At 73.4% G+C, this 24,966-nt stretch carries 21 protein-coding genes and 1 pseudogene; 7 read left to right on the top strand and 15 right to left on the bottom strand.

The annotated features are described in order from the left end of the window. The 12 genes and pseudogenes from AB0D44_RS24780 to AB0D44_RS24725 form a co-directional block, all read right to left on the bottom strand. Nucleotides 1-164, bottom strand: a pseudogene (locus AB0D44_RS24780) (ABC transporter ATP-binding protein); the annotation flags it as partial. Between the two features lie 33 nt (nucleotides 165-197). After that, entirely contained in the window at nucleotides 198-1,325 is a 1,128-nt protein-coding gene (locus AB0D44_RS24775; RefSeq protein WP_362594777.1) for an aliphatic sulfonate ABC transporter substrate-binding protein, read from the bottom strand. A 215-nt stretch (nucleotides 1,326-1,540) separates the two neighbouring features. Then, on the bottom strand, nucleotides 1,541-2,881 hold the full coding sequence (locus AB0D44_RS24770; RefSeq protein ID WP_362594775.1) for a GTP-binding protein: 1,341 nt from the start codon (nucleotides 2,879-2,881) through the stop codon (nucleotides 1,541-1,543). Nucleotide 2,882: 1 nt separating this feature from the next. Further along, the gene (gene cysD, locus AB0D44_RS24765; protein WP_362594773.1) at nucleotides 2,883-3,821 is read right to left on the bottom strand and encodes a sulfate adenylyltransferase subunit CysD; all 939 of its coding nucleotides are present in this window, start codon (nucleotides 3,819-3,821) and stop codon (nucleotides 2,883-2,885) included. Then, complete coding sequence (gene cysC, locus AB0D44_RS24760; RefSeq protein WP_362594771.1) at nucleotides 3,818-4,363, bottom strand: adenylyl-sulfate kinase; 546 nt, start codon at nucleotides 4,361-4,363, stop codon at nucleotides 3,818-3,820. Before cysC ends, cysD begins: the two co-directional genes overlap by 4 nt. A gap of 35 nt (nucleotides 4,364-4,398) precedes the next feature. Further along, nucleotides 4,399-5,097, bottom strand: coding sequence for a phosphoadenylyl-sulfate reductase (locus AB0D44_RS24755; protein ID WP_362594769.1), 699 nt, complete (start codon nucleotides 5,095-5,097; stop codon nucleotides 4,399-4,401). Then, nucleotides 5,094-5,273, bottom strand: coding sequence for a hypothetical protein (locus AB0D44_RS24750; protein ID WP_362594767.1), 180 nt, complete (start codon nucleotides 5,271-5,273; stop codon nucleotides 5,094-5,096). Before AB0D44_RS24750 ends, AB0D44_RS24755 begins: the two co-directional genes overlap by 4 nt. Continuing rightward, nucleotides 5,270-6,967: a nitrite/sulfite reductase gene (locus AB0D44_RS24745; RefSeq protein WP_362594765.1), complete on the bottom strand. Its 1,698-nt coding sequence runs from the start codon at nucleotides 6,965-6,967 to the stop codon at nucleotides 5,270-5,272. The genes AB0D44_RS24750 and AB0D44_RS24745 overlap by 4 nt, the downstream gene beginning before the upstream one ends. A gap of 221 nt (nucleotides 6,968-7,188) precedes the next feature. Next, on the bottom strand, nucleotides 7,189-7,272 hold the full coding sequence (locus AB0D44_RS24740; RefSeq protein ID WP_310942095.1) for a putative leader peptide: 84 nt from the start codon (nucleotides 7,270-7,272) through the stop codon (nucleotides 7,189-7,191). A gap of 288 nt (nucleotides 7,273-7,560) precedes the next feature. Next, a complete protein-coding gene (locus tag AB0D44_RS24735) occupies nucleotides 7,561-8,124 on the bottom strand; it encodes a GNAT family N-acetyltransferase (protein WP_362594763.1) in 564 nt (187 codons plus the stop codon). A gap of 5 nt (nucleotides 8,125-8,129) precedes the next feature. Next, nucleotides 8,130-9,392 (bottom strand): GAF domain-containing protein, encoded by a 1,263-nt coding sequence (locus AB0D44_RS24730; protein WP_362594783.1) that lies wholly within the window; start codon nucleotides 9,390-9,392, stop codon nucleotides 8,130-8,132. Nucleotides 9,393-9,656: 264 nt separating this feature from the next. Beyond that, nucleotides 9,657-11,306 carry an acyl-CoA dehydrogenase family protein gene (locus AB0D44_RS24725; RefSeq protein WP_362594761.1) on the bottom strand — a complete coding sequence of 550 codons (1,650 nt, stop codon included), beginning with the start codon at nucleotides 11,304-11,306 and terminating at the stop codon, nucleotides 9,657-9,659. Nucleotides 11,307-11,323: 17 nt separating this feature from the next. Here AB0D44_RS24725 and AB0D44_RS24720 point away from each other — a divergent pair, with 17 nt between their 5' ends. The 5 genes from AB0D44_RS24720 (at nucleotide 11,324) to rsgA (ending at nucleotide 16,641) form a co-directional block, all read left to right on the top strand. Beyond that, nucleotides 11,324-12,448 carry a YihY/virulence factor BrkB family protein gene (locus tag AB0D44_RS24720; RefSeq protein WP_362594759.1) on the top strand — a complete coding sequence of 375 codons (1,125 nt, stop codon included), beginning with the start codon at nucleotides 11,324-11,326 and terminating at the stop codon, nucleotides 12,446-12,448. Between the two features lie 335 nt (nucleotides 12,449-12,783). After that, on the top strand, nucleotides 12,784-13,455 hold the full coding sequence (locus AB0D44_RS24715) for a helix-turn-helix domain-containing protein (RefSeq protein WP_362594757.1): 672 nt from the start codon (nucleotides 12,784-12,786) through the stop codon (nucleotides 13,453-13,455). Then, nucleotides 13,439-14,656, top strand: a complete 1,218-nt coding sequence (locus AB0D44_RS24710) for a cytochrome P450 (RefSeq protein ID WP_362594755.1) — start codon at nucleotides 13,439-13,441, stop codon at nucleotides 14,654-14,656. Before AB0D44_RS24715 ends, AB0D44_RS24710 begins: the two co-directional genes overlap by 17 nt. A gap of 199 nt (nucleotides 14,657-14,855) precedes the next feature. Further along, the gene (locus AB0D44_RS24705; RefSeq protein WP_362594753.1) at nucleotides 14,856-15,263 is read left to right on the top strand and encodes a carboxypeptidase regulatory-like domain-containing protein; all 408 of its coding nucleotides are present in this window, start codon (nucleotides 14,856-14,858) and stop codon (nucleotides 15,261-15,263) included. A 265-nt stretch (nucleotides 15,264-15,528) separates the two neighbouring features. Further along, complete coding sequence (gene rsgA / locus AB0D44_RS24700) at nucleotides 15,529-16,641, top strand: ribosome small subunit-dependent GTPase A (protein WP_362594752.1); 1,113 nt, start codon at nucleotides 15,529-15,531, stop codon at nucleotides 16,639-16,641. Nucleotides 16,642-16,871: 230 nt separating this feature from the next. Here rsgA and AB0D44_RS24695 read toward each other — a convergent pair whose 3' ends face one another. The 3 genes from AB0D44_RS24695 to AB0D44_RS24685 form a co-directional block, all read right to left on the bottom strand. Next, on the bottom strand, nucleotides 16,872-17,243 hold the full coding sequence (locus AB0D44_RS24695) for a PPOX class F420-dependent oxidoreductase (RefSeq protein WP_362594750.1): 372 nt from the start codon (nucleotides 17,241-17,243) through the stop codon (nucleotides 16,872-16,874). A 94-nt stretch (nucleotides 17,244-17,337) separates the two neighbouring features. Further along, entirely contained in the window at nucleotides 17,338-17,823 is a 486-nt protein-coding gene (locus tag AB0D44_RS24690; protein ID WP_362594748.1) for a DUF456 domain-containing protein, read from the bottom strand. A gap of 24 nt (nucleotides 17,824-17,847) precedes the next feature. Further along, nucleotides 17,848-18,825, bottom strand: coding sequence for a helix-turn-helix domain-containing protein (locus tag AB0D44_RS24685; protein ID WP_362594781.1), 978 nt, complete (start codon nucleotides 18,823-18,825; stop codon nucleotides 17,848-17,850). Between the two features lie 199 nt (nucleotides 18,826-19,024). Here AB0D44_RS24685 and AB0D44_RS24680 point away from each other — a divergent pair, with 199 nt between their 5' ends. Both AB0D44_RS24680 and AB0D44_RS24675 read left to right on the top strand, forming a co-directional pair. Beyond that, a complete protein-coding gene (locus tag AB0D44_RS24680) occupies nucleotides 19,025-22,792 on the top strand; it encodes a S8 family serine peptidase (RefSeq protein WP_362594746.1) in 3,768 nt (1,255 codons plus the stop codon). A 1,200-nt stretch (nucleotides 22,793-23,992) separates the two neighbouring features. After that, the gene (locus AB0D44_RS24675) at nucleotides 23,993-24,949 is read left to right on the top strand and encodes a protein phosphatase 2C domain-containing protein (RefSeq protein WP_362594745.1); all 957 of its coding nucleotides are present in this window, start codon (nucleotides 23,993-23,995) and stop codon (nucleotides 24,947-24,949) included. Nucleotides 24,950-24,966 lie beyond the last annotated feature (17 nt).

Here is a 24,966-nt window from a genome sequence, read left to right as displayed (position 1 = left end):
GTGACGAACTCTCCGGGAGCGACATCGAGGCTGATGTCGTCCAGGACGAGCTGCGATCCGGCCGGGCCGGAGAAGGACTTCGAGACGTGCTCGATGCGCGCGGCGAGCGCGTGCTGCTGCTGCGCTGCGGTGCCCTCGGCAGCCTTGGCGAACGTCGTGGCCATGGTCGTCACCTCCTGGGGGTCGTGTCTGCGGGATTACTTGGCGCCGAGGCCGGCGTCGGAGACCTCGGGCTTGCCGGCGGCCTTGAGCACCTTGTTCAGGAGCTTCAGGTCGTAGATGCCGGCCAGGTCGGGCTCCTCGATGAGCCCCGCCTTGACCGCCCAGTCGGCCTGGGTCTTCAGCGTGGAGGCCAGCGGGTCGTCGGTGATCGCGATGCTCGGCCACGCCGGGTCGATGATCTTGGCGTCGAGCGGCTTGCCGCCCTCGGCCGCCAGCTTGGCGTTGGCGGAGGCCTTGGCCTTGTCCGGGTTGGCGTTGATCCACTCGTTCGTCTTCACCGTGCCCGCGAGGACCGCCTCGACCACGTCCGGGTGCTCCTTGAGGAACTTCTGCGACACGATGACGTTCGTGATGACGAACTTCTTGTCGGGCCACAGCGTCGTCTCGTCGAGGAGGACCGAACCGCCGTCGGAGACCAGCTTGGAAGCCGTCGGCTCCGGCACCCAGGCACCGTCGATCGAACCCTGCTTGAAGGCGTCCGGGGTGACCTTGTTGTCCGTACGGACCACCGAGACGTCGCCCTTGCCGGACTCGGGGTCGACCGTCCAGCCCTGCTCGGAGATCCAGTTGAGGAACGCGACGTCCTGCGTGTTCCCCTTCTGCGGGGTGGCGATCTTCTTGCCCTTGATGTCGTCCAGGGTCTTGATCCTGTCCGGGTTCACGACCAGCTTCACGCCGCCGGAGGCGGAGCCGGAGATGATCCGCAGGTTGGAGCCCTTGGACTTCACGTAGCCGTTGATCGACGGCGAGGGGCCGATGAAACCGATGTCGAGCGAGCCGCCGTTGAGGGCCTCGATCTCGGACGGACCGGCGTTGAAGGCCTGCGGCTTGATCTTCGTGCCGCCCAGCTCCTTCTCGATCAGGCCCTCCTGGAGGCCGACCAGAGCGGTGGCGTGGGTCAGGTTCGGGAAGTACCCGATCCGGACCTCGGAGGCCGACAGCTTCTTGCCGTCCGCGGCGGCGCCGGTCTTCTTGTCCCCGCCCTTCTCGGCCTGGGAGCCGTAGCCGCAGGAGGCGAGGGCGCCGATCAGGAGCGGCAGGGCGGCAGCGGCGACGACGCCGCGGCGGCGGAAGGTCTTACGGGTGGTACCGGTGGCAGGCACGGGAGGAGTTCCTCTCGACGCGCCGTGGGCTCACGGCGCAGATCTTCGTCTTTTCGGCGGGGGCGGGTACGACGCGTGGGGGGTGAGGGCGCGCATGCGGTGCGCGTACGTCATCGCACACATCGCGCCACCCCTCCCTGGCCGCTGCCGAGGGCGCCGCTGCCCACGCGGCCGCCCTCCTTCGCGAAGGTGGAGTAGAGGTCGGAAGGCATGGGTTAGAAGTCCCACCCTTCCTCGTCGGCCTGGACCGTGGTCTCGGCCGTGGAGGCGAAGGACTCACCGGCCATGCCCGCCGCCAGCGTCGTCCCGTCGGCCGGGTCGATCAGCAGGAAGGAGCCGGTGCGGCGCGAGTCGGCGTACGCGTCGAGCGCGAGCGGCTCGGCGGTGCGCACGACCACACGGCCGATGTCGTTGGCCACCAGCTGCCCGGGGTTCGGGTGCTGGGACAGGTCGTCGAGGGTCAGCCGCGAGGGGATCTCCTTGACGATGGCCTTGACCGTGCGCGTCGTGTGCTTGATCAGCACCCGGGCGCCGACGGCGAGGGGCTGGTCCGCCACGTGGCAGACCGTCGCCTCGACGTCCTGCGTGGTGGCCGGGGCGCTCGCGGACGGCGCGATCAGGTCGCCGCGCGAGATGTCGATGTCGTCCTTGAGCCGTACGGTCACCGACTGCGGGGCCCAGGCGATGTCGACGCTCTCGCCGAGGGCGTCGATGCCCTCGATGACCGAGGTGCGGCCCGACGGCAGGACGGTCACGGCCTCGCCGACCCGCAGCACGCCGGAGGCGATCTGGCCCGCGTAGCCCCGGTAGTCCGGGTGCTCGGCGGTCTGCGGCCGGATCACGTACTGCACCGGGAAGCGCGCCGGGCAGGCGGTGAGGTCGTGGCTGACGGGGACGGTCTCCAGGTGCTCCAGCACCGTGGGGCCGCCGTACCAGTCCATGTTGGCGGAGGGCTCCACCACGTTGTCCCCGGCCAGGGCCGAGATCGGGATCGCGGTGATCTCCGGGACGCCCAGGTCCGAGGCGTACGCGGTGAACTCCTCGGCGATCTTCGCGAAGACGGCCTCCTCGTAGCCCACCAGGTCCATCTTGTTGACGGCCAGCACCACGTGCGGGACCCGCAGCAGGGCGGCGACCGCCGCGTGCCGGCGGGTCTGCTCGATCACGCCGTTGCGGGCGTCGACGAGGACCACGGCCAGGTCGGCGGTGGAGGCACCGGTGACCATGTTCCGGGTGTACTGCACGTGCCCGGGGGTGTCGGCGAGGATGAACCGGCGGCGCGCGGTGGCGAAGTAGCGGTACGCGACGTCGATGGTGATGCCCTGCTCCCGCTCGGCCCGCAGGCCGTCGGTCAGCAGCGCGAGGTCGGGGGCCTCCTGGCCGCGCTGGGCGGAGACGGCCTCCACGGCCTCCATCTGGTCGGTGAGGACCGACTTGGAGTCGTGCAGCAGCCGGCCCACCAGGGTGGACTTGCCGTCGTCGACGGAACCGGCGGTCGCGAAGCGCAGCAGCGTGGTCGCCGACAGGTCGGCGAACTGCTCGGTGGTGCTGGTCATCTTAGAAGTACCCTTCGCGCTTGCGGTCTTCCATCGCGGCCTCGGACATCTTGTCGTCGGCGCGGGTCGCGCCCCGCTCGGTGAGGCGCGAGACGGCGATCTCGGCGATCACGGCGTCCAGCGTGGCGGCGTCGGAGTCGACGGCGCCGGTGCAGGACATGTCGCCCACGGTGCGGTAGCGGATCAGACGCGTCTCGGGCGTCTCGCCCTCCTTGGGGCCGCCCCACTCGCCGGCCGTCAGCCACATCCCGTTGCGCTGGAAGACCTCGCGCTCGTGCGCGAAGTAGATCTCCGGCAGCTCGATGCCCTCGCGGGCGATGTACTGCCACACGTCCAGCTCGGTCCAGTTGGAGAGCGGGAAGACGCGCACGTGCTCACCGGGCGCGTGGCGGCCGTTGTAGAGCTGCCACAGCTCGGGGCGCTGGCGGCGCGGGTCCCACTGGGAGAACTCGTCGCGGAGGCTGAACACCCGCTCCTTGGCGCGGGCCTTCTCCTCGTCGCGGCGGCCGCCGCCGAAGACGGCGTCGAACTTCAGCTGCTGGATCGCCTCGGTCAGCGGGACGGTCTGCAGCGGGTTGCGGGTGCCGTCCGGACGCTCGCGCAGCTTGCCCGCGTCGATGTAGTCCTGGACGGACGCCACGTGCAGGCGCAGGCCGTGCTTCTCGACCGTGCGGTCGCGGTACTCGAGCACCTCGGGGAAGTTGTGCCCCGTGTCGACGTGCAGGAGGGTGAAGGGGACCGGCGCCGGCGCGAAGGCCTTCAGCGCCAGGTGCAGCATGACGATGGAGTCCTTGCCGCCGGAGAACAGGATCACCGGCTTCTCGAACTCGCCCGCCACCTCGCGGAAGATGTGCACCGCCTCGGACTCGAGGGCGTCGAGGTGCGACAGCGCGTAGGGCGCGTCCGTCTCTTCGTGGACGTGTGCGACGGTCGTCGTCATGCCAGACCCCTTTCGGTGAGCAGCGCGTGCAGGGCCGAAGCCGACTCCTGCACGGACTGCGTGTGCGACTCGATGCGCAGGTCCGGGGAGTCCGGAGCCTCGTACGGGTCGTCGACCCCGGTCAGACCGGAGATCTCGCCCGCCGCCTGCTTGGCGTACAGGCCCTTCACGTCACGCTCGGAGCAGACCTCGACCGGGGTGGCCACGTGGACCTCCAGGTAGTTCGTCTCCGCGGCCGCGTGCCGCTTGCGGACGGCCTCACGGCTGTCCGCGAACGGCGCGATCACCGGTACCAGCGCCTTGACGCCGTTGCTCGCGAGGAGCTCGGCGACGAAGCCGATCCGCTGCACGTTGGTGTGCCGGTCCTCGCGGCTGAATCCCAGCCCGGCGGAGAGGAACTCGCGGATCTCGTCCCCGTCGAGCACCTCGACGCGGTGGCCCTCGGCGCGCAGCCGCTCGGCCAGTGCATAGGCGATGGTGGTCTTGCCCGCGCTCGGCAGCCCGGTCAGCCACACGGTGGCGCCCTGGTCGCTCACGCTCATCTGGTTCGTCTCCGTAGGTTCTTCGCTGGTCGTCATCAGCCGTGCAGTCCGCATTCGGTCTTGCCGCGCCCGGCCCACCGGCCGGCCCGCGCGTCCTCGCCCTCCGCCACGCGGCGGGTGCAGGGGGCGCAGCCGACGGAGGCGTAGCCGTCCATCAGCAGCGGGTTGGTGAGCACCCCGTGCTCGGCCACGTACGCGTCGACGTCGTCCTGGGTCCAGCGGGCGATCGGCGAGATCTTGACCTTCTGCCGCTTCTCGTCCCAGCCGACCACCGGGGTGTTGGCCCGGGTCGGGGACTCGTCCCGGCGCAGGCCCGTCGCCCAGGCGTCGTACGCGGTCAGGCCCTCTTCGAGGGGCTTGACCTTGCGCAGGGCGCAGCACAGGTCGGGGTCGCGGTCGTGCAGCTTCGGGCCGTACTCGGCGTCCTGCTCGGCCACCGTCTGGCGCGGGGTGAGGGTGATGACGTTGACGTCCATCACCGCCTCGACCGCGTCGCGGGTGCCGATGGTCTCCTCGAAGTGGTAGCCCGTGTCGAGGAAGACCACGTCCACGCCGGGGAAGGCGCGGGACGCCAGGTGGGCGACGACCGCGTCCTCCATGGAGGAGGTCACGGCGAACTTCTTGCCGAAGGTCTCGGCCGCCCAGGTGAGGATCTCCAGCGCGGAGGCGTCCTCCAGGTCCCGGCCCGCCCGCTCGGCCAGCTCCCTGAGACTGACGTCTTGAGTGGTGGTCATATCTCGTCCCCTCCAGCCGATGTGGTCCGAACACCCCGGGCCAGCAGCCCGAGGTACTTCAGCTGGAAGGCTCGGTTGCAGGCCCTGCATTCCCAGGCGCCGTGGCCCGTCTCGTGCGGAAACAGGTCCTCGTCGCCGCAGTACGGGCAGTAGAACGGTGCGGCGCGCTCGCTCACGACAGGCTCTTCTCGTCCGCGCGGGCGACCCAGGCCGCGAAGCGCTCGCCGTCCTCGCGCTGCTCCTCGTACTGCTTGACGACCCGCTCGACGTAGTCGGGCAGACCGGCCGAGGTGACCTTGAGGCCGCGGACCTTGCGGCCGAAGCCGGCCTCGAGGCCGAGGGCGCCGCCCAGGTGGACCTGGTAGCCCTCCACCTGGTTGCCGTCGTCGTCCAGGACCAGCTGGCCCTTGAGACCGATGTCCGCCACCTGGATACGGGCGCAGGCGTTCGGGCAGCCGTTGATGTTGATCGTGATCGGCTCGGCGAAGTCCGGCAGGCGGCGCTCCAGTTCGTCGATCAGCGAGGCGCCGCGCGCCTTGGTCTCGACGATGGCCAGCTTGCAGAACTCGATGCCGGTGCAGGCCATCGTGCCGCGGCGGAAGGGGGACGGCTTGACCCGCAGGTCGAGCGACTCCAGGGCCTCGACCACCGAGTCGACCCGGTCGGCCTCGATGTCGAGGACGATCATCTTCTGCTCGGCGGTGGTGCGCAGCCGGCCGGAGCCGTGCTGCTCGGCGATGTCCGCGATCTTGGTCAGGGTGGCGCCGTCGACGCGGCCGACGCGGGGCGCGAAGCCGACGTAGAACTTGCCGTCCTGCTGCTGGTGGACGCCGACGTGGTCGCGCCACTGGCCGGAAGGCTGCTCGGGCGCCGGTCCGTCGGTCAGCTTGCGTCCCAGGTACTCGTCCTCCAGGACCTGGCGGAACTTGGCCGGGCCCCAGTCGGCGACGAGGAACTTCAGGCGGGCGCGGGTGCGCAGCCGGCGGTAGCCGTAGTCGCGGAAGATCGAGATGACGCCCTCGTAGACGTCGGGGACCTCGTCGAGCGAGACCCAGGTGCCCAGGCGGACGCCCAGCTTGGGGTTGGTGGACAGGCCGCCGCCGACCCAGACGTCGAAGCCGGGGCCGTGCTCGGGGTGGTTCACGCCGACGAAGGCGATGTCGTTGATCTCGTGCGCCACGTCGAGCAGCGGCGAGCCGGAGATCGCGGACTTGAACTTGCGGGGGAGGTTGGAGAAGTCCTTGTTGCCCACGATGCGGCGGTAGATCTCGTCGATGGCGGGCGTGCCGTCGATGATCTCGTCCTGGGCGATGCCGGCCACGGGCGAACCGAGGATGACGCGGGGCGTGTCACCGCAGGCCTCGGTGGTGGACAGCCCGACGGCCTCCAGGCGGCGCCAGATCTCCGGGACGTCCTCGATCCGGATCCAGTGGTACTGCACGTTCTGCCGGTCGGTGAGGTCGGCCGTCCCGCGGGCGAACTCCTGGGAGATCTCGCCGATGACGCGCAGCTGCTCGGTGGTCAGCCGGCCGCCGTCGATGCGCACGCGCAGCATGAAGTACTTGTCGTCCAGCTCCTCCGGCTCCAGGATCGCGGTCTTGCCGCCGTCGATCCCGGGCTTGCGCTGGGTGTAGAGGCCCCACCAGCGCATGCGGCCGCGCAGGTCGTTGGGGTCGATCGAGTCGAAGCCGGTCTTGGAGTAGATCGTCTCAATGCGTGTCCGCACGTTGAGACCGTCGTCGTCCTTCTTGAACTGCTCGTTGCCATTGAGGGGCGTGTGGTGTCCGACAGCCCACTGACCCTCGCCGCGGTGACGGCCTGTCTTGCGGCGCGCGGCGGCGGCTGCGGGCGTTTCGGGAGTGGCGGCCATGGCGGGTACGTCCTTCTTCGGCGGCTCAGGGCAGGGGCACAGGGGGGAGCGGTGGCGCGCCCCCGTCACGTCGGCGTCGCTGGGCGGGTGTGGCTGATGACCGCCTTTGCCGGGGTGGCCGGCGGGCAGGGCGGTATTCGGCCTTCAGGGGGCTGGGATGATCGCCACTTCCACGGCGACGATGCCGGGATCGTGGTGATGTGCGGCGGTTGCTGGTTCCGTCAGCAGGCCGGACAGATGGCGCTGGACATGCGGCCGAGGTCGACGTGCCGCCGACTCACCAAGGCAATTCCAGCTCCATTCATGGCGGAAGCGTGTCATGTGCCGATTGGAGGAGTCCACTAGTGTCCAGAATTCGGACGAACTCGTCTCGCATGGTGATACGCGGTGACCGGGGTCACCTTCCGCGCGCGGGCGGGCGCGGGGGTCGGAGCGGACGCGCGGGCGGGGCGGAGGCGCGGGCGGGGCGGACGCGCGGGCGGGGCGCAGGCGCGGGCGGGGCGCGGCGCCGCTGCCGGGGGCTCTCCCCCCGGACCCCCGTCCTTCAAACGCCGAGGGCCGGCTGTGGCAGCCCGGCCTGCGCCACGGAGGGGCTACGCGCCCGGCCAGGGGCCGGGGGTCGGGGTGTCCTCCTTGGACTCCGTTTCCGTCTTGAAGAGCGTGAACCCGCGCCGCAGGTAGTTGTCCATCGCCGTCGGGCCGTCCTGGCTGCAGGTGTGGAGCCAGACGCGCCGCGTCGGCTCGCGTTCCGGCCACCGGGAGCCGAGGTCCCACGCCCGGGCGACGCCCACCGACAGCAGGTGCCCCCCGATCCGCCGCCCCCGGAAGTCCGGCAGCAGGCCGAAATAGACGATCTCCACCACGCCGTCGTCCTGCGGGTCGAACTCCACGTACCCCGCCGGCGTGCCCCGGTCGTACGCCACCCACGTCTCGACACCCGGACGCCCCAGCTGCTCCACCCACTGCTCGCGGGTCAGCGACAGCCGGTCCGTCCAGTGGATGTCCCCGCCGACGGAGGCGTACAGGAAGCGGCTGAACTCCGGGGAGGGGACCTCCGCCCGGGAAACCGTGATCTCCGGGCCGGGTACGGCGGCCGGGACCAGATCGTCGGGCGAGGTCATTTCCAGCGACCAGGTGGTGAGGGTGATGGTGCTCATGCAGGTCAGGGAATCATGCCCCGCCCCCCGTGGCCCAAGCGGGCCCTGATCACGGCGGGAGCGGTGGAGTGCGGGAGCAGCCCGGCCGGCTCCTGCGGGCGAATCAGCTCCACCTCCACGTCCTGCGCGAAGCGGTACGGCCGGTGGGTCAGCACGCCCGCCAGGTTGCGGCGTACCCGCGACATCTCCGCGCGGACCGTCACCGTACGGGTCGGGTCACCGAACAGCTCCCCGGCCAGCTCCGCGGCCGACCGCCCCCGGGGGCTCTCCGCCAGCAGGAACAGCAGCTCGGCGTGGCGCGGGCTCAGCTCCTGCGACCAGCTCCCGGCTGCCCCGTACACCGTCGCCGACCAGGACCCGGCCCGGCTGAGGTCGAGCACCACCCGGGTCACCGCCGCGTTCGTGCGCTCCTGCGCGATCCGCAGCAGCCAGCCGCCGGGCAGCGGCTCCACCGCGCAGTCGCCGAGCTGCGGCAGCCAGACCCGCCCCGGACCGAAGGACTTCGGCAGCGGGACGCGGTCCACGGGGGCCAGGCCCGTCGCGGCCGCCGTCCAGCCGTTCGGGTCCACGGCCAGGGCCCGCCCCGGCAGCCGGGCCAGCAGCGGCGCCGCCACCGCCCGCAGCCGCTCCAGCGACTCCAGGTGCCGTACGCGCAGCTCCCGCTCCGCGAGCCGGGCCACCGAGGTCACCCAGGCCAGCGTCGCAGGGTGCATGGTGGCCAGCGGGCCGCTCACGTCGACCACGCCCAGCAGCCGCCCGTCGCGCGGGTCCCGCACCGGCGCCCCCGCACAGGTCCAGTCGTGGTGGCTGGAGACGAAGTGCTCCGCCGAGAACACCTGGACCGGCCGTCGGGTCACCAGCGCGGTCCCCACCCCGTTGGTGCCGACCACGCCCTCGTCCCAGTCGGCCCCCACCGCGAAGCCGAGCCGGTCCGCCTTGCGCAGGATGGAGGAGTGGCCCTCCCGCCACAGCAGCCGGCCCTCCGCATCGGCCACGACCATGATGTGCAGGGCCTCGTCCAGGGCCGGGAGCAGCCCCTCCCGCAGCACCGGGAGGACCTCCCGCAGCGGCGACACCTGCCGCCGCTCCTCGGTCTCGGCGGTCGTGAGCATCCGCGAGCGCGCGTCCCGGTCCGGGTGCACCCCGCCCGCCAGCATCCGGCGCCAGGACTCGGCGATCTCCGGGCGCGGCGCGGCCGGCGGGCGGTCCCCGGCCAGCGCCGCCGCCCGGACGCCCTTGAGCAGACGCGCGGCCTCCCGCGCGTCCATGGCCGAGATGCGGGCCACATCGACCGTGCTGCCTGTGGTGTCGGCCACCGGAACCTCCCCGTGCGAACAGGACGACTCAAAGGTTGCAACGGTATGCAACTCTCGCCAAGTCCCGGTCACCCGACCGAAACTGTGCGGACGTCGCCGAGCGGCGTGACAGCTCCTCCTCGGGGCTTCGCGGATCAGGGGTGGTGCCGAGTCGGCGCGGCGCCACCCCTGATCCCGGTCGACGGGCCCGGATCCCGGCTCGGAGCGGTTTGGGGACTACTCCCCGCCCGTGATCCGCGCCCGTTCCACTACGGCGCCCAGGTCGAGGCTGTGCGGCAGCGTGCCGAAGGCCGCGCCCCAGTCGCCGCCCAGCCGTGAGGCACAGAACGCGTCCGCCACCGCCGGCGGTGCCCACCGCACCAGCAGCGATCCCTGGAGCACCAGGGCCATGCTCTCGACCACCCGGCGGGCCCGTGCCTCGATGCCGTCCAGATCGGCGAGCTCCGTCAGCAGGTCCTTGATGGCCGAATCCAGCCGGTGGTCCGCGCCCCGGGCCCGGCCGACCTCCTGGAGGAACGCGTTCAGGGCCTGCGGTTCCCGCTGGAGGGCGCGCAGCACGTCCAGGGCCTGGACGTTGCCCGAGCCCTCCCAGATGGAGTTCAGCGGGGATTCGCGCAGCAGTCTCGGCATGCCGGACTCCTCGACGTAGCCGTTGCCGCCCAGACACTCCAGGGCCTCCGCCACCATCGGCGTACAGCGCTTGGTCACCCAGTACTTGGCGGCGGGCACGGCGAGCCGCAGGAAGGCCTTCTCCTGGTCGGTCCCGGCGTCGTAGGCCGCCGCGAGCCGCAGGGTCAGGGTGGTGGCCGCCTCCGACTCCAGGGCGAGGTCGGCGAGGACGTTGCGCATCAGCGGCTGGTCTATGAGCGGTGCTCCGAAAGCAGAGCGGTGCTCCGCATGGTGAGCGGCCTGCGTCAGGGCCTGCCGCATCAGCGAGGCCGAGCCGATCACACAGTCCAGCCGGGTCGCCGCGACCATCTCGATGATGGTCCGCACCCCCCGGCCCTCCTCGCCCACCCGCCGCGCCCAGGTCCCGTCGAACTCCACCTCGCTCGACGCGTTCGACCTGTTGCCCAGCTTGTCCTTCAGCCGCTGGATCGCGAAGACGTTGCGCGTCCCGTCCGGCAGCACGCGCGGCACCAGGAAGCAGGTCAGCCCGCCCGGAGCCTGCGCCAGCACCAGGAACCCGTCGGACATCGGCGCCGAACAGAACCACTTGTGCCCGGTCAGCAGGTACTCGCCCGAGGCGTCCAGCGGCACCGCGGCCGTCGTGTTCGCCCGGACGTCGCTGCCGCCCTGCTTCTCCGTCATCCCCATGCCGAAGAGCACGCCGGCCTTCTCCGCGGCCGGCGCCAGCCCCTCCTCGTACACGTGCGAGGTCAGCCGCGGCTCCCACTCGGCCGCCAGCTCGGGATCGGCCCGCAACGCCGGCACCGCGGCGTGCGTCATCGAGACGGGACAGCCGTGCCCGGCCTCGGCCTGGGACCACACGAAGAACCCGGCGGCGCGCCGCAGGTGCCCGCTCGGCCGCCCCCAGGCGTCCGTGAGCCCCGAGGACACCGCCTTGCCGAGCAACCTGTGCCAGGCGGGGTGGAACTCGACCTCGTCGATCCGGTTCCCGTACCGGTCGTGCGTCCGCAGCCGGGGTGGATTCTCGTTCGCCAGCCGGCCCCACTCCTGGGCCTGCTCGGAACCGGCGGCGCGCCCGAGCACGCCGAGCTCCTCGTGCACCTCGCCGAGGAGTTCGGGGTCCGCGGCGGCGAGATGACGCTCCACGCCCTCGGTGAGGGCCCGGTCGCCCCCGTAGACGTCGTGGCCCACGAGCGGCGGGGCCTGATTGGTGACTGTGTGGGTGGTGGCTGCCATGCGGATACCGTAAGGACGTGCAGCCAGCAAAAGAAACACCAGAGCGGATCCTGGTACGCCACGGACGGCTCCACCGGGCCCGCGCCCTCTACCGCAACGTCTCGAAGCGGAAAATGGGCTGGCTGCTCCTGAAGGACACCGTCAACTCGTGCATCGAGTACCGGATCCTCGGCCTCGCCGCCGAGGCGGCCTTCTTCACCCTGCTCTCGCTGCCCCCGCTCTTCCTCGGCCTGCTGGGCCTCCTCGGCTACGTGGACGGCTGGACGGGCACGACGACGGTGGCCAGCATCGAGGAGAACATCCTCGGGGCGGCCGGCACGGTCCTGTCCGACCGGGGCGTCAACGACATCGCCAAGCCGATGCTGGACGACGTGACCGGCCGCGGCCGCCCCGACCTGATCTCGCTCGGTTTCGCCTTCGCCCTGTGGTCGGGGTCCCGCGCGGTGAACGTCTTCATCGACACCATCACCGTGATGTACGGGCTCGACGGGCAGCGCGGGATCGTCAAGACCCGGCTGCTGGCCTTCCTGCTGTACGTCATCGCGCTGGTGATCGGCGCGGTCGTGCTGCCGCTGATGGTGGTCGGCCCGGACGCGGTGGTACGGCTCGTGCCCTGGGGCACCAGCGTCATCGCGGTGCTGTACTGGCCGACCGTCACCCTGCTGTCCATCGTCTTCCTGACCACGCTGTACCACGTGTCCGTCCCGGTGCGCTCGCCGTGGATCGAGGACGTGCCGGGCGCGCTGGTGGCTCTCGCGATGTGGGTGCTGGGCTCGTTCCTGCTGCGGATCTACCTCACCAACACCGTGGAGGGGCCGACGATCTACGGCTCGCTGGCCGCGCCGGTCGCCGTGCTGCTGTGGATCGGCATCTCGGCCTTCGCGGTCCTCGTGGGCGCCGCCGTCAACGCGGCGATCGACCGCGTCTGGCCCTCGGTGGCCACCGCGGCGGCCCGCGAGGCGAACGAACGGGCCCGCGAGGCGGAGGCCGCCCAGCTGATCGCGCGGGCCGCGGCCTGGCGGGCGATGGCGGAGGGCGAGTCGGAGGACGACGAGGACGACGGGATGCCGTCCGAGTTCCCCGAACGGTGGTCGAAGTTCCTGCCGCCGGAGGACTACACCTCGCGACTGCGCAAGCACTGAGGCGGCGCCCGTCCCCGCGGTCGGCGGGGGAGGGCGCGCCGCCTGGCCGGGCGGTGCCGCAGGCCGCCCCGGCCGTACGGCCTCGGCGGGCGGTAAGTCCGCGGCGTGGGCCGACGTGCGGCAGGTCCCCGGCGGGGGCCGGCGTGCGGTAAGTGCGCGGTGCGGCCCGGCGTGCGGCAGGTCCTCGGCGGGGGCCGGTATGTCCGGCCCCAGCCGGCCGGGCCGCACCCGCCGCGGCCGTCCTGGACGCAACGGACACGTCCGCAGGGATTGACGGATCGTCAGACCCGGGCGCAGGTTATATCGGGAAGCCGATATAACTCGCCGGAGGTCCCGTGCCCCCCTCCCCACCGCCGGGTGACGCGCGGCCGGCCTCGCGCCAGGCGCAGCGCAAGTCCCAGACCCGTTCGCGCCTCATCGACGCCGCCGCCGAACTCTTCGCCCGCAAGGGCTTCCACGCCGTCTCCGCGGAGGCCGTCGCGGACGCCGCCGACCGGACCACCGGCGCCCTCTACAGCCATTTCGGCGGCAAGGAGGGCCTGTTGCTCGCCCTGCTCGAGGTCTGGAAGGAGCGCACCGCCGAGGAACTCGCCGCCGAGATCGCGGACAGCGCGGACCCGGCGGATCCCGCCACCCACTTCTCCGCGATGTGGGGCAGCCTCACCCGCCCGCACCCCGACCGGGGCGACTCCTGGCTGCTCCTGGAGGCCGAGCTGTGGCTGCACGCCGCGCGCGGCCCGCTCCTCGGGGGCCTGCTCGCCCAGCGCTACGCCGAGGTCCGCGCCCAGCTCGGCGAGGGCCTCGCCGACTGGGCCGAAGTCACCGGCACCCCGCTCGCCCGCCCGGCGGAGGAGACCGGCGCCCTGGTCCTGGGCGTCCTGCTCGGCCTGGCGATGCAGCACCGCCTCGACCCCCGGGCCATCCCCGACGCCCTCGTCGTGGACGCACTGGGCGCCCTCCTGACACCCCCCTCCCGAAGGGACGTGGACCGTGATCCCCACCGGTGAGATCGACCTGCTGGAAGACACCTGGGCCCGCGAGGTCCCGCACGCGCAGTTCACCCGGCTGCGCCGGGAGGACCCCGTGCACTGGCACGAGGTGCCGGGCGGCCACGAGGGCTTCTACGCCGTCACCCGCCACGCCGACGTCAAGAAGATCAGCCGCGACCCCGAGCTGTGGTCCACCGAGCTCGGCTCCTTCATGGTCCGCGACCAGAGCCCCGAGTCCCTGGCGGCCCTGAGGCTGGTGCTGCTGGGCATGGACGCCCCGCGCCACTCCCGCTACCGCGCCCTGGTCAGCGCGGGCTTCACCCCCCGCGTGGTGCGCCGGCTCGCCGCCCGGATCGCGCAGCGGGCGGCGCTGCTGGTGGACACCGCGGTCACCCGCGGCCGGGACATGGACTTCGTCGAGGAGGTGGCCGCCTGGCTGCCGATCCAGACGATCTGCGAGATGGTCGGCGTGCCCCCGGGCGACGAGCGGCTGGTCTTCGACTGGAGCAACCGGATGGCCGGCGGCCAGGACCCGGCACTCTCGGCGGGCAAGCACGACAGCGACCTCGCGGCCGCCGAGATCTACGCCTACTGCGACGCGCTGGCCGCCGAGCGGCGGGCGCACCCCCGCGAGGACATCCTCTCGACCCTGGTCCACGCGGAGGTCGACGGGGACCGGCTCACCCCGGACGAGATCAACATGTTCTTCGTGCTGCTGTGCGTCGCGGGCAACGAGACCACCCGCAACCTGCTGTCCGCCACCGTGCTGGCGCTGGCCGGGCACCCGGCCGCCCGGGCCGCATTGGCCGCGGCCCCGCGCGACGAGGCCCTGTGGACCTCGGCCGTGGAGGAGTTCCTGCGCTGGGGCGGCTCGATCCACAACTTCCGGCGCACCGCCACGCGGGACACCGTCCTGCGGGGGCGCCCGATCGCGGCGGGGCAGAAGGTGGTCACCTACTACACCTCCGCCAACCGCGACGAGGAGGTCTTCGCCGACCCCTTCGCCTTCGACGTCCGCCGCACCCCCAACGACCACCTCGCCTTCGGTGGCGGGGGTCCGCACTTCTGCCTGGGCGCGGGCCTGGCCCGGACCCAGATCAAGGCCCTGATCCGCGAACTCCTCACCCGTTACCCGGACTTCGGCATCACCGGGGAGGTGCGACGGCTCCGCTCGGACTTCATCAACGGCATCACCCACCTGCCGGTCCGGTTCGGCTAGGCCAGGCGGCGACCGGGCCGGCGCCTCCGCCGCAGGCCGCGTACCCCGGCCCGGTCATGAGGCGGGCGGGGTACGACTGGCGGCGGCGGTGGGGCGCACACAGACTGGAAGCGGGGGAGGCCTCCAGCGCTGGCCCGACCGGGAGGAGACCCAGATGTTCGGACAGGTGCGAGCGAGGTCGGACCAGAGTCCGATCTTCATGATCAAGGTCAGTGTCCACCGCGAGGACCTGTCGGAGATCGACCACGTCTTCACGGACGAAGAGGGCCGGTACAGCGTGGCCGTCGCCGAGGGTGAAACCGTCACCGTGCGGTTCGACACCCACCACTCGCTGACCAACGCCAGGGATTGGCAGCCGTCGGTGGTCGCGAACGTGATCACCAGCGACACGACCCCCCTGGACCGCTGTCTGCTGCCCACGGGCCACGATTTCGGCGCGGCGTGGAACACGGACGCGCTGAACGGCTACGTGATGGCCGCGGCCGTGAACGAGGTCGAGGAGTACGCCCCGACGGCGGCGTACCGACTCTCGATGCTCAAGCAGCCGACCCCGGTGCTCGCGAGCCTCCAGCGCAGGCTCCTGGACCACTTCGGCGAACCGGGGTAGCGCGGGGAAAAACAAATGGCGCGCCCGTGAAGCGACTTGTTACGGTGGGGCCGTTCCGCAGATCGGTGCAGCCACTGCGGAACCGTCAGTACGTGCACGATCCGGAGGTGAGCCAGTTGATGACTGTCATCGCGCAGGGCACTGCCCGCATTCAGAAGACCATCAATGTCACTTCCGTGGTCTCCGGCTGACCTCACACCACATCGCGCGCCGCCGCCGAGCGAGCGGGCGTGCGCTGCCGGGGCCACCCTGTGAAGGGTTCCCCTTGTCTCTCTCTTCTTTCCCGCAGTCCTCTTCCCCGCTCCCGCACGCCCTCGCCCCCTTCGGCTGGGACGACGCGTGGGCGGCCGAGTTCACCCCGTACGCCGAGCAGGGCCTCCTCCCCGGCCGGGTCGTACGCGTCGACCGCGGTCAGTGCGACCTCGTGACCGCGGACGGCATCGTCCGCGCCGACACCGCATTCGTCACCCCGCACGACCCGCTGAGGGTCATCTGCACCGGCGACTGGGCGGCGGTCGAGCCCGCGGGCAACCCCCGTTACGTGAAGGCCTACCTGCCGCGCCGGACCGCCTTCGTACGGTCCACCTCGTCCCAGCGGTCCGAGGGGCAGATCCTCGCCGCCAACGTCGACCACGCGATCATCGCCGTCTCCCTCGCCGTGGAACTGGACCTGGGGCGCATCGAGCGCTTCCTGGCCCTGGCGTGGGAATCGGGGGCGCAGCCGCTGGTCGTGCTCACCAAGGCGGACCTGGTCCCGGACCCGGTGACGCTCGCCCACCTGGTGCAGGACGTGGAGACCACCGCGCCCGGGGTCCAGGTGCTGACCGTTTCCTCGCTCACCGGAGAGGGCACGGACGTCCTGACTGCCCTCGTCGGCGGCGGTACGAGCGTGCTGCTCGGCATCTCGGGCGCCGGCAAGTCCACGCTGGCCAACACGCTGCTCGGCGCCGACGTCATGGCGGTCCAGGAGGCCCGCGAGGTCGACGGCAAGGGCCGCCACACGACCACGACGCGCAACCTGCTCGCCCTGCCGGGCGGCGGCGTCCTGATCGACACGCCCGGGCTGCGCGGCGTCGGGCTCTGGGACGCCGGGACCGGCGTCGGCCAGGTCTTCTCGGAGATCGAGGAGTACGCGCAGAGCTGCCGCTTCCACGACTGCGCGCACGAGGCGGAGCCGGGGTGCGCGGTGCGGGCCGCCGTGGACTCCGGGGAAATGCCGGAGCGGCGCCTGGACAGCTACCGCAAGCTGCTCCGGGAGAACCAGCGGATCGTGGCCAAGACGGACGCGCGGCTCCGCTCGGAGATCCGCCGCGACTGGCGCCTCAAATCGGCTGAGGGCCGCGCCAACTACGCCGCGAAGCGCGGCGGCCGCGGCTAGGCCGTCTCTTTCGGATCTGGGCCTCCCTCACCGGGCCCGGACCCCGCGCTTCGATCACCGGTGGGCCGAGGACCGGGGCCGGGACCAGGGCCGGGGCCCGGGCCGCCCGCAGCAGGTGGGTGGCACGGGCCGAAATCCAGCCTCGCCGACGTGTGAGGCGCGGGGTCTGGGGCGCAGGCCCGGGGAACGGTGGAAGGGCGGGGCGGGGAGCGGCTCCGTGCAGTGGCGGGTCACAGCCCCCACGCGTGAACCCGGTCCGGGTGGATCCGGATCACCTCCGGGCTGAAGTGGGGGCCGAGGGCGTGCGGGCCCGTCTCCAGTGTGGCGTGCCCGCGGATCTCGATGCCGCGGACCCGCCACGGGTGGGTGCTCACCAGGTCGTCCACGACCAGCGCCAGCCGCGGGTTCGCCTGGAGGTTGCGCCACTTCTTCGTCGTCCCCATCGCCATCCCGCCCACCAGGATCGTCCCGTCCTCCTGCGGGAAGAACCCCACGGGGTTGGCCTGCGGCTGGCCCGCCGCGTCCACGGTGGCCAGCCGGCCCAGCCGCTGGGAGCGGAGGTACGCCAGCTCGGCCTCGCTGAAACCCTCGAAGTCCGTCATGCCGGAAGCCTCGCAGGCACCGCGGCCACCCGCATCGGGCCCGGGTCCTAGGACCGCAGCCCGGGGCCCGCCCCAGGACTGCGTCGGACCCCCGTCAGGCCCCCGCCGCCACCATGCCGAGCCACGCCCCGGCCACCAGCAGGCACGCGAACAGCTCCACCAGCACGCTCGTCCCCACCGCCCGCATCACCGCCCGCACCGACGCCCACGCCTCGCCGTGCGTCCCCAGGCGGAGCCTCTCGCACAGGTAGATGCCGCCGACGAAGCCCGGGACCGCCCCCAGCACCGGCACCAGCACGAAGCCCAGTACCGCCCCGGCGCCCGCGCACACCGCCATCCGGGGTGTCACCCCCGTGCCCCGCAGCCGCCGTGGCGGAAGCAGCCACTTCACCACCTGGACCACCAGCAGCAGGGCCGTCGCCGCGACCAGCAGGGTCCACGCCGCGGCCGACCGTTCGTGCAGCGCCCACCACATCAGCCCCGCCCACACGAGCCAGGTCCCCGGTACGCCCGGGACCAGCACCCCGAGCACCCCGAGGAGCAGCACCAGCCCCACCAGGAGCAGCTGCGGCAGATCCATGGCCTCAGCGTGACCGACCAGGGGCTATCGGGCCACCCAGCCCCGCTCGTACGCGTGCCAGCCCAGCTGGAGCCGAGTCGTGACCCCCGCCAGCTCCATCAGGCCCCTGACCCGCCGCTGCACCGTCCGCAGGCCCAGCTCCAGGTGCTTGGCCACGCTCGCGTCCGTCATCCCCGCCAGCAGCAGGGTCAGGACCTCCAGGTCCGTGGCGTCCGGGCCGCCGTCCGACTCCTCCGGGCCGCCCGACGCGCCCAGCCGCAGCGGCAGCGACTCCCGCCACACCGCCTCGAACAGGCCCGTCAGGGATTCCAGCAGCCCCGACGCGTGCACCACCAGCGCCGCCGGCTCCGCCCCGCGCGCCGTCAACGGGACCATGGCCAGGGTCCGGTCCGCGATCACCAGCTTCGTCGGGACCTCGCCCGTCACCCGGACCTGTTCGCCCCGGGCCAGCGCCCCCGACACCTCGCGGATCCCGCTCGGCAGGCCCAGTACCTCCCGTTCGATCACCACCCGGTAGTCGACCCCGCGTACGGCGGCCCGGTCCTCCGCCTCGTTCTCCGTACCCGTCACCACCTGCGGCCGCCCGCTGACCAGCGCGCACACCTCCCGCTCGGCCCCCAGCTGGAGCTGGTGGAAGCGGTGCGCCACCGCACTCGCCCCCTGCACCACCTCCACGAGGTCGTGCACCGCCGGCTCGGCCGCCTCCGCCCGGTACTCCTGCGCCAGCAGCGCCGCCGCCAGCTCCGCCTGCTCCAGCTCGTGCCGCTGCTGGGTCAGCAGCGCCCCCAGGGCGACTCCCGGCGGCGCCGCGACCCAGCGCCCCGGACGCGCCGAGGACTGGGCCGCCAGGCCGTGGCGCTCCAGGTGCCGCAGCGCCCGTTCGGTCTGCGGCACCGGCAGGGTCAGCCGGTGCGCGAGATCGGGCACCTCCGCCGCCCCCAGCGCCACCAGCGCACGGTACGCCGACTCCTGGCCCTCATCGAGGCCTATCGCACCCAGCAACCCGAACACCCACCTCTCAGCACAGCGCCTGGCGGGAAGCGGCCACGGCGCAAACCCGCCGCCGACATCATCGCCGCACCCCCCGCCTCTCTGCCAAGGTGACGCCACCGCAGCACCAACATCCGCCGGCCAGAAGCCATGGGCGCGGCAACTTTGCCGCGCAATGAGCCAGTTGACCGGAATTCACCTGGGGAGAGCGATGCGCCCGATATCGCGAACGACGTTCGGGGCGGCCACAGCAGCCGTCCTGGCCGTCACCGCCGTCGGTCCGTCGGCGGCACAGCCGAGCGACGGAGCGCCGGGAACACGACCACTCGTGGGCAGCGAGGCAGCCGCACAGCAGCCGGCCGCACCCGTCACGGTCACCCTCGTCACCGGCGACCGGATCCTGGTCTCCACCGACGCCGCCGGCCGCACCGCCGCCACCGCCATGCCGCACCCGGACGGCTCCCAGCCGGTGGTGCAGACCCGCCAGTCCGGCAAGGACCTCTACGTCTACCCGCAGAGCGCGGCGAAGGCGCTCGCCGCCGGCAAGGCCGACCACGAGCTGTTCAACGTCACCGGCCTCATCCGGCAGGGCTACGACGACGCGCACGCCAAGAAGCTCCCGCTCATCGCGGTCTACGACGGCTCCGTCAACGTGGCGCGCAGCGCCCCGCCCGCGCCCCGCGGCGCCCAGCGCTCCCTGGTCCTCGACTCCATCGGCGGCGTCGCCCTGTCCGCGGACAAGGAGCAGGCCGCCGCCTTCTGGGCCGACGTCACCGGGACGGACGCACGCGCGCGCTCCGTCTCGGGCGGACTGAAGAAGCTCTGGCTGGACGGCAAGGTCCAGGCGAACCTGGAGCGCTCCACCAGGCAGGTGAACGCCCCCGCCGCCTGGGCCGCCGGATACGACGGCAAGGGGACCAAGGTCGCCGTCCTCGACACCGGCACCGACCTCGGGCACCCCGACCTCGAGGGCCGCGTCGTCGCATCGAAGAACTTCACCGACTCGGACACCAACACCGACCGGCAGGGGCACGGCACCCACACCATCTCCACCGTCGGCGGCTCCGGAGCCGAGAGCGGCGGCGCCAAGAAGGGCGTCGCGCCCGGCGCCGGACTGCTCAGCGGCAAGGTCCTCGACGACGCGGGCCACGGCCTCGACTCGTGGATCATCGCCGGTATGGAGTGGGCCGTCGCGAGCAAGGCCGACGTGGTCTCCATGAGCCTCGGCGACCCCTCCCGGACGGCTTGCGACGACCCGCTCGCCGCGGCCGCCGAACGGCTCTCGCAGCAGGGCCCGCTCTTCGTCGTCGCCGCCGGCAACTCCGGCCCCGGCAACAACACGGTCTCCTCGCCCGGTTGCGCGGCCGGCGTGCTGACGGTGGGCGCCGTCGACCGCGACGACACCACGGCTGTCTTCTCCAGCCGCGGCCCGGCCGGACTCCGGCACGCCCTCAAGCCCGAGATCGCCGCCCCCGGCGTCGGGATCTCGGCCGCGGCGGCGGGCGGGCGCGGCGTGTACGCGTACCAGGGCATGTCCGGCACCTCGATGGCCACCCCGCACGTCGCGGGCGCCGCCGCCATCGTCAAGCAGCGCCACCCCGACTGGAGCGCGCAGCAGATCAAGGCGGCCCTCGTCGGCTCCGCGGACACCGCGGTCCCCGGCGACGTACGGGAGACCGGCGGCGGCCGCCTCGACGTCCGGGCGGCCCTCCACACCACCGTCACCGGCGCCCCCGCCGTCCAGGGCGGCACCTACCACTGGCCCCAGGACCGCAGCGACCGCACGACCGTCGAGGTCCCGTACACCAACACGGGCACCGCCCCGGTGACCTTGGACCTCGCCGTCGAGAAGGTCACCGGCAACGACGGCTCCGCCGTCCGCCGCCAGGTCGCCCGCCTCGAGCGGCGCAGCGTGACCGTCCCGGCCGGCTCCACCGTCACGGTGCCGCTCGCCCTCGACCCGGCCGCCGGGCTGGAGCGCTCCCAGTACGGGGACGTGACCGGCCGGATCGTCGCCACGGCGAACGGCGTGCGCGTCTCCACCCCCTTCGCGCTGTACGTGGAGCCGCAGACGGTGACCCTGCGCGTCAAGCTGCTCGACCGCGCGGGCAAGCCCGCCGCGGGACCGTCCTCCCTGGACGTGATCGGCACCGACGACTCCACGGGCGAGCGCCGCTTCAACGACGGCTCCGCCGACCAGGTCTACCGGGTCCGGCCGGGCGCCTACTTCCTCTCCGCCTTCGTCGGCACGCCCGACGCCGGGGAAGGGGACGACCGCCTGATCGACTCCCTCACCTACCTCGGCCGCCCGCAGGTCGAGGTGAAGAAGGACACGACGGTCGTCCTCGACGCGCGCACGGCCGGGCGCCTGGCCGTCCGGGCCGACAAGCCGGTCGAGGCCCGCAACACCACCCTCGGATTCGCCCGCAGCTGGGACGACGTGTGGCTGCACGCCGGCACCGCCATGGGCGGCCGCACCATCCGCGGCTTCTACTCCTCCGTCGAAGGCCGGGCGAAGGACGGTGCGTTCGAGTTCGGCAGCTACTGGCGGGCGGCCGCCCCGCTGATCGCCGAGCTGAAGGTCGCCGGCGGGCCGGTCCTGCACCCGGTCACCGCCTCCACCGGCAGCGACAACCTCGACGGGAACGGCAGCGCGCCGCTGGTCGACGCGGGCGCCGGCACCCCCGGGGAACTCGCCGCGGTCGCCGCCAAGGACGCGGTCGTCCTGGTCAAGGCCGCGGACGGGGCGCTGCACGAGGTCGCGCAGAACGCGAGGGCCGCCGGAGCCAAGGCGGTGCTCGCCCACCGCGAAGCCCCCGGCCGCTGGGTCGCCTTCACCGGCTACGCGGGCGGCGCGCTGCCCACGCTGGCCATCGAGGCCGCCGAGGGCAAGGCGCTGCTGGACCGGCTGGCGGCGGGCGCGGTCACGCTGTCCTGGAAGGCCACCGCGAAGAGCCCGTACCTCTACACCCTCGCCTTCCCCGAGACGGGGGAGGTCAAGGGCGGCCGCACCTACCGGGTGCGCGACCGAGAGCTCGGCCAGGTGGAGTCCACCTACCACTCCATGGGCGTGGCCGCCGACTTCATCGACCTGGCCGGCGCCTACCGGCCGATCGGCAGCGCGGTGTCCTTCGGCGGGATCGAGACCGTCGCGGCCCCGGGCAAGCGCACCGAGTTCCACACCGTCGGCGACACGGTCTGGGACCGGCTGCTCTCCAGCAGCTTCCCCTGGGGGGAGTTCATGGCCGGCGAGCAGCGCACCTACGCCAAGGGCCAGAAGACGAGCGCGAGCTGGTACGACGGGGTGACCGGCCCGGTCGCGCCGCGCGACCCCTCCGGCACGGAGGCGCTGGCCGCCGAACGGCAGGGCAACCTGATCGGCTTCGCCGCCGCCGTGTGGGGCGACAGCCGTCACGCCGCCCAGCCGGGTTCGTTCGGCGACATCGGCAACCTCCAGCTCACGCGCGACGGCGAGGTGATCGGCGAAAGCTGGTACCCGTTCGGAGTCTTCGAGGTCCCGGCCGACGCGGGCCGGTACGAACTGACCCAGGCCATCGAGAAGATCGGCCCGCCCGCGCGCACCTGGCAGCGGTCCACCTCGGTCCGGACGACCTGGGGCTTCACCTCGAAGCCGGACGCGTCGGCGTACTCGCAGGGGCTGGCGGTCCTCTTCCCGCGGTACGCGGCCCCGCTGGACGGGATGAAGACGGTCGCGGCGGTGAACGGCCAGACCATCGGCCTGAGCGCCACCGGGCACGCGGGCTACGCGCCGGGCGCGCTCACGTCGGCGAAGCTGTCGTACTCCTACGACGGTGAGAACTGGACCGGGGCGCAGGTGAGCGAGCGCGCGGGGCGGTGGACCGCGGTCGTGGACCATGCCGGCGCCTCGGGCAAGCAGGTGTCGCTGAAGGTCGAACTGACCGACGCGAACGGTGCCTCCGTTACCCAGACGGTCGTGCGGGCGTACGACGTCCGCTAGTCCGTACGGGTAGGGGTGGAGGGGTCCACCGGGCGGCGGCCCGGTGGACCCTTTTCGCGCATTCGGCGTTTTCCGCCCGCGCGGGAGGCCGAGAATGAGGGCATGAGTCAGCAGGGCGCGGACGACTGGTGGCAGAAGCTCTACGAGGACCCGGACGCGGGCCCGGCACCCGACCCGGGGGACACCCTGGACCACCGCTTCCACTCGGCGGCGGGCGTCACCGCGGAGCCGAGGCGCGACCGGACCACGCAGCCCGGGCCGGCGCCGACACCTGCGGCGGAGCCGGGGCCGGGCCGGGGACCGGGGTCAGGGCCGAGGCCAGTGCCGGGTCCGGCGGCGGGCACGAGCCCGGGACCGGGCGCAGGACCGGGCTCAGGACCGGGCTCGGCACCGGCTCCCGGGCCGGAGCCGGCTCCCGGGCCGGAGCCGGCTGCCGGGCCGGAGCCGGCACCTGGACCGGTGCCGATCCCGGGGCAGGCGGGGCTCCCGACCCGGCCGCCCGCCCCACCGCAAGCCCCGCCCGCCGTGGAACCCCTCGTCCCGGGCCCCCGCCGCTCCCCGCCACCACCCCCACCGGGCTGGCCCCCGGCCGCACCCCGTGCCACGGCCTCACCCCCGTCCGCACCCCCACCCGCACCACCTGCCGCAGGCCGGCCTCCGACTGCCGCCCCGCCTCCGGCGGCGCCGCCCGCACCTGCCGCCCCGCCCGCGACCGGCGCCGTGCCCCCGGCCGCCGCTGCGCCGCCTGCACCTGCCGCCGCGCCTCCGGCCGCCGCCGCGCCTCCGAACGCCGGGCCGCCGGGTGCGGGTGCCGTCCCGCCCGCAGCCGCCGGGCCGCCTGCGGGTGCCGCCACCCCTTCGGCCGCCGCTGCGCCCCCGGCCGCGCCTCCGAACGCCGGGCCGCCGGGTGCGGGGGCCGTCCCGCCTTCGGCCGCCGTCCCGCCCCCGGCCGCGCCGCCTGCTGCGGGGTCGCCTGCAGGTGCATCCGCGCCCCCGGCCGCGCCCCCGGCCGCCGGGCCGCCGGCTGCGGGGGCCGTCCCGCCCGCAGCCGCCGGTGCCGCCGGGTCGCCACCGGCCGGCCCGCCTGCAGCCGTCGTACCGCCTCCGGCTGCCCCGCGACCTCCTGCTCCGGCGGTCGGGTCCGGGGCCGGGCCGCGGGATCCGCGGGAGGGGGGTGTCACCGGGTACGCCCTCGGGGGTGTGGCCGTGCCGCCCGTGCTGCCCGGGTCGCGGGCCCGGGCGCCGCGGCCCGGGGCCGTGGCGCAGCCCGCGGCGGCGGATCCGCGGCCCGAGGTGCGTCACCTCGGCGACCGCGCGCCCACCTACGCCGCCGAGCCCGGCGCGCTCCCCACCGCCGACCCGGCCGCCCTGGACGGGCTGACGCCCGACACGGTCCTGGAGGGCGCCCGCTACGGCACCTACACCCTGCGCGCCGCCTCCCTGCGCGGGGACTCCGCCCGGTTCCGCGGCGAGGTCCGACGCGACTTCCTGCTCACCGCGCGGTTCGGCGCCGGCGATGACGCCCTCGTCCTGGTGGCCCTCGCCGGCGGGGACCGGGCCGCCCCCGGCGCCGCCGAGGCCGCTGCCGAGCTGTGCCGGACCATCGCCGCGGCGGTCGGGCGCAGCCAGGAACGGCTGGCCGAGGACATCCGGGCCGGGCGCCGCGACGCGCTGCGCTCGGGCCTCCAGCGGCTCACCGACCGAGGCTACGGGCGGCTGCGGGCCCGCGCGGCCGAACTGGGCCTCGCCGAGGAGGCGTACACGGCCGGAGTGCGCGGGCTGCTGCTCCCGGTGGACCCCGAATGCCGCACGCGGGTGTGCTTCGGTTCCGGCGCGGGCGGGCTGTTCCGGCTGCGGGACGGCGCCTGGCAGGACCTGGAGCCGGCCGCCGGGCCCTCCGCGGCGTCCGGGCCGGACGAGGAGGCCGAGGGCGGCTTCCGGTTCCGCGCCTCCGTGGCCCGCCCCGGCGACACCCTGCTGCTGTGCTCCGGGGGCCTGGCGGAGCCGATGCGCGAGGAGCCGGTCCTGCCCGCCGAGCTCGCCGCGCGCTGGGCCCAGCCCGAGCCGCCCGGCCTCGCGGCCTTCCTCGCGGACACCCAGCTCCGGCTCAAGGGCTACGCCGACGACCGCACGGCCGCCGCAGTCTGGGAGGCGTAACCGGCGCCCCCGTGGCT

This window comes from Streptomyces sp. NPDC048349 (assembly GCF_040651925.1).
Lineage (GTDB): Bacteria > Actinomycetota > Actinomycetes > Streptomycetales > Streptomycetaceae > Streptomyces.
Note: the sequence above shows the minus strand (reverse complement) of the source record. Positions and strands in the feature narration are given on the sequence as shown.